This window comes from Paenibacillus ginsengihumi DSM 21568 (genome assembly GCF_000380965.1).
In the GTDB taxonomy this organism is placed as follows: domain Bacteria; phylum Bacillota; class Bacilli; order Paenibacillales; family NBRC-103111; genus Paenibacillus_G; species Paenibacillus_G ginsengihumi.
In genome coordinates, this window is record NZ_KB905667.1 from 1 (window position 1) to 4,627 (window position 4,627).

Sequence of the window (4,627 nt, forward strand, 5' to 3'; positions counted from 1 at the left end):
CAAGCAAGGCAGCAGCCACCGGATTGTCCGACTGAATAAATTGCCGCCAGTTTTGATTTCGCAGCTCGACCTTCAAAAACTGAAACCGCAATATTTCATGCCCCGGAATTTCCATCGTTACAGAATCCGGTTCATCCTTCACATCGTCGGCCGTAAAAATGGCGATCGGAATGATCAGCTTATGCTCTTTCCGATGCCGCTCAAACAAGCGTCCAAAATAAATAAACATGCGTTCATGAAAATCCGCATCCCTATAAGACTGCGGCTCAAAGTGAATCAGCACATAGGCATCAAGCTCGGTATACTTCGTTTCAAGCAGGAGATCGAGCTCCCTGGATTCGTGGCCGACAATATCGACGAGCAGTTCCTGCATGAGAAATCGCGTCTGGCGATGGTCCAGCAAACGATCCAATTCCGGAAAAAACAATTCGATAAATTCCTTGAAAAAGGTTTGCAGCAGCTTCTTAAGCGCTTCATCGTGAGGCGTTATTTTTTTTTAACACAAACCTTGTCTGCTTAGCTATACTTGAGAAGAAGGGGATAGCCGTCGAACGCGCTGCCTCTGCCAACGCTTACGAGCTGTAACGGGAACAGCTGCATGATGCGCAGCAGGGTTCAACATTATGAAAACATCTATCGACGTCCATTCAAGGATGAGCGCCCGCTCCATGACTTGGGGTCATAGCCACAAAGGGTTTCACGTTTGGGTGGGGGGCCGGTTGATGGCTCGAAGCTGATCATAAACCGAGGGCTACAAGCGAGCCATGAATGACCATCCCTCTCTAACGCAAATGACAAACGCTATTTAGCTGAAACGCAGCCTTTGAAAATGTAACGAAACTGGGTAACGCTATTGGGGCAAAAACGCTGAATCGGGTATCCCAAATTGCCCAATAAGGCTGCTCACTTGCGTTACTATTTCAATTCAGTGATTTCGAGCGAAATAAGCTCTGTAGCGAGCGTTAGATTAGGGTTCGCTCGGTCTCCTGAACCTGGGATTTGCTGCAAAATAGCCAATATAGCAGTGCGGCGTTCGTCCAGTATCGGCTCATCCCTCCCTGGGCTTGTCGAATTTTATCTTCACACTATATAGTATATGTAATGGCGCCCCGTTCTTACAGGAGAAGTATTGTTCGTCAGTTTGTGCAAAAGTATACTTCAAGGACGCCATCGCCGTATAAAACGTTCACAGAAGCGTCGTTGACACCGTCCATGCGCCAAGTTTAAGCTTATAGCAATCGGCTGTCAGGCACGCTCATTGGAAAGGAATCCGAATATGAACAATTCAATCGCCGCCCGTCAGGAACGCTTGATTACCATCGTCGTGATCGCTTTGACCGTTGTCATTAACGGCACGGTGCTTGCCCTGCTGTTTATGCCGCAAATGGGCGACGCCGCCAAAGACTACACGTATTTGCCCAAGTTTAACGCCATATTGAACGGATTCACCTTCGTCTTTCTCGTTTTGGCGCTGATCATGATTAGGCGTAAAAACATCGTCTGGCACCGCAACTTTATTTTTGCCGCTTTTACGTCGACCGCTTTCTTCCTGGTGTCGTATCTCACCTATCACTCGTTGTCCGAATCGACTTCGTACGGCGGCAGCGGGGTATGGGCAGGCATCTACTACTTCATCCTGATCACGCATATCGTGCTGGCTGCCGTCATCGTCCCTCTCGCCTTGTTCACGACGGTCCGGGGGCTTCAGATGAACGTTCCGAAGCACCACAGGCTGGCCCGCTGGACGATGCCGTTATGGCTGTATGTCAGCTTGACGGGCGTACTCGTCTACATGATGATCTCGCCTTATTACTAACTTGAAAAAGCCATTGAAAAAAAGACCTTCAAGCCCGGTGCTATCCGCATCGCGTTGAAGGTCTTTCTTGCTCTCCGAATATTACTTGTCTGCAGGCATTTCGTTAAAGAAGGTAATGTCTTCGATCGGCAGCCTTGTCGTCGGATGGCCCGGCTTGGCCGCTTTGCCGAGCGCAATCAGCATGATCGGAATGTAGCGATCGCTGATGTTGAACGCCGCTTTGAGCTGGGCCGCGTCGTAGCCGCCCATCGGCACCGTATCGTAGCCATGGGCGCGCGCAACCAGCATCAGCTGCTGGGATACGATCCCGCCGTCGGTGTGGATGATCTTGTGCAGCACCTCTTTCGGAAGCGAACCGTACATGCTGACCGTTCTTTCCGCGAACGATTTGGCGGTTTCCTCCGTCATGTAGCCGCGCTCCGCTGCTTCGCCGTAAATTTGGTCGGCTCTTTTATAGCCTTCCGTATCGCCCAGCACAACGATAACCGCCGCCGCTTCCGTCACCTGGGATTGGTTAAAGGCGATCGGCTGCAGCTTTTCTTTCAGCTCCTCCTTCTCAATAACGAGGAAGCGCCAAGGCTGAATATTGGAGGAGGACGGCGCAAGCGTCGCTTCCTTCAGCAGCTCCGTGATTTGCTCGTGGGACAGCCGAACCGATTTGTCGTAATGACGTACCGAACGGCGCCCTCTGATGACATCTGCGAACAGCGGGGAATTAACCCCGGTTTGAGTAGTTGACATTTTAATTCCTCCCATGGATAAAATAGTATCCTGAAAATTCGACGAATCTGTCGGCGAATTGTCAGTATCGAAGGTGCCGACCGATGACGAAGGATCGTTCGTCGTCGGCGTCTAATTCTCATTTGCACAGCGACAACCGCAAAATGTGTTCTGCGACAGCCGGCTGTTGCAAAACAACGGCTTACCGGGGCAAGCGAAACTGTGCCGGAAACTGCACAGTAAAATTCAAAAAAAGATGCGGTGCCCGCTTCCGTTAAACTGTTGATTATATTGCACAGTATAGACACTGAAAAAGCGGTTGTCAACGGTCTGCATGCTTAGACCTATATTAAATTTTTGATTCCGATTCATTGGCAATATCTGCAATCGTATATTTGCTTAATACTTCGCGCATGCTGCTATCCATTTCTTTCGTGATTTTCCCCAGGGCGCATTTCATCTGTCGGCCCAAAGGATGCGTGCCCGCTGTTTCCTCAATACCGAAGCACAGCCTGCTGCCCGGACGGAATGCATCATATACGTCGACCAAGCGAATCGACTCCGCCGGTTTCTTCAAGTGGTACCCGCCGGCACGCCCTTCCCGCGGCTCGATAAATCCTTCCTTGGCGAGAACGGACAGGATGCGGCGCAGCAAAGAAGGCTCCGACTGAAGGTATTTGGCCAGCTCGATGCTCGGACAAGCTGTATTTACGTTCTCCTGCGACATAACCGCAAGCGCCTGAACCGCGAGGCCGAACCATCTCGGGTGCTGCGTCGATGTGCAATATTCCTGCTTCACCTTAAGGCCCCCCCCTGTATCGCATGCGAATTGCAGCTATGAGCCATTGTACCGGATTCCGGCGCAACCCGCAATTGTTTAACGGTCGAATAAGGCTTGGCGGAGGACGAGGCCCGATGCTTTCTGCAATTCATCGATCAGCATCTTCACCACTCTCAAAGGGCAACTGCAAATACAATAATGAACAAATTAAACACGTAAAGCGTCTTTACGAAAAAATTCCAGCCGAAAATGCCCGGAACGGCAATCGATATCAGGATGAGTAACAAAACAACGAATTGGACCGCTCTGCTTCGCATAGGCTTCTTTCTCCATTTTCGAAGTTTTATTTAACCGTTAGCGATTTTCCCCCGGGCACTTGAGGCGACGAATCCTGCAAAAAAATGCAGCATTTTCCGTCTGCCTCATCGGTCGGCCTTAACTCTCAACCAAAAAAGAAATCGAGAACGTTCGAGCCTGCTGACGATTGTTTGTTGTAAAATTCGGAATACCCGCAATTTGTGCAGTACACGACGACAAACTGATTGTGCTGGATATCAAACAATTTGGAAAGTCCTGTGCCGGTCATGGCAACCTCTTTCGTCCTCGCATCTCTGCTTCCGCATTTGATACATCCCTTTTCCGCCATACATGAATTCCTCCCTTAAGGCTTATATTTCTATGTACGCTTCGAGGGGGGAGAAGGTTGCATTTAGCAAAGGATATTTTTAACAAAAAATCCGCCATCAGGTGACTTCTCAAGCGGCTAGACTCTTGTTGTCTCGTCTGTCGCTGGCTAAGCGAAAGCCTAAATGGCGGCTAAAGCCTCGTTACTGATTGATGTATTTTTCGAATACATAACCAAAATCTTTGATTTTATGCTCGTCGTGCTTGGATTTTAGCCAGTTATACACAGATTCGTTGATCGCATTGAATTGCTCGGCGGCCGACCCTTGAGCAGATAGACGCCCGATGCTCTCTTTGGCTATTTGTACGCTGGATACGGCATAATCATATAGCTGGTCGTTCGTCGCCACAATTTCGGATATTTTGATTAAACATGAATTCGGAATGTAGCCTAGCCAAAATCTGAGAGATTCACGTTGTGACAAGGCATTTTCGTCATAAAAAGTTGCCAATTTTTTTGCAAAATAAACAGGACACTGCAAGCCTCTTGTCAAAGGTTAAACCACCACGAATAACCAACGAGAGGAAGTGTCCCTAGCAACATGGTACCACAAGCAACGAACCATGCGCCAGAACGAAAATCACGCCGCGAACGCCGAATTGAAATTCTTGCGGAGCGTCGCCGA

General features: G+C 49.3%; 6 protein-coding genes. 1 reads left to right on the forward strand and 5 read right to left on the reverse strand.

Translation table 11 applies throughout. The features are described from left to right. Positions 1–427: Rpn family recombination-promoting nuclease/putative transposase (locus tag F591_RS0126680; RefSeq protein WP_019537597.1), on the reverse strand; the 427-nt coding region annotated here is incomplete at its 3' end. Positions 428–1,276: 849 nt separating this feature from the next. On the opposite strand from F591_RS0126680, the gene F591_RS0126685 reads away from it, so the two are divergent. After that, positions 1,277–1,816, forward strand: a complete 540-nt coding sequence (locus F591_RS0126685; RefSeq protein WP_019537598.1) for a DUF420 domain-containing protein — start codon at positions 1,277–1,279, stop codon at positions 1,814–1,816. Positions 1,817–1,897: 81 nt separating this feature from the next. Here F591_RS0126685 and F591_RS0126690 read toward each other — a convergent pair whose 3' ends face one another. The 4 genes from F591_RS0126690 to F591_RS31070 form a co-directional block, all read right to left on the reverse strand. Further along, entirely contained in the window at positions 1,898–2,557 is a 660-nt protein-coding gene (locus F591_RS0126690) for a nitroreductase family protein (protein WP_019537599.1), read from the reverse strand. Positions 2,558–2,885: 328 nt separating this feature from the next. Continuing rightward, a complete protein-coding gene (locus F591_RS0126695) occupies positions 2,886–3,335 on the reverse strand; it encodes an RrF2 family transcriptional regulator (RefSeq protein ID WP_019537600.1) in 450 nt (149 codons plus the stop codon). A 424-nt stretch (positions 3,336–3,759) separates the two neighbouring features. Next, positions 3,760–3,963 carry a zinc ribbon domain-containing protein gene (locus tag F591_RS0126705; RefSeq protein ID WP_019537602.1) on the reverse strand — a complete coding sequence of 68 codons (204 nt, stop codon included), beginning with the start codon at positions 3,961–3,963 and terminating at the stop codon, positions 3,760–3,762. A 181-nt stretch (positions 3,964–4,144) separates the two neighbouring features. Beyond that, a complete protein-coding gene (locus tag F591_RS31070) occupies positions 4,145–4,495 on the reverse strand; it encodes a YvbH-like oligomerization domain-containing protein (RefSeq protein ID WP_083935632.1) in 351 nt (116 codons plus the stop codon). Positions 4,496–4,627 lie beyond the last annotated feature (132 nt).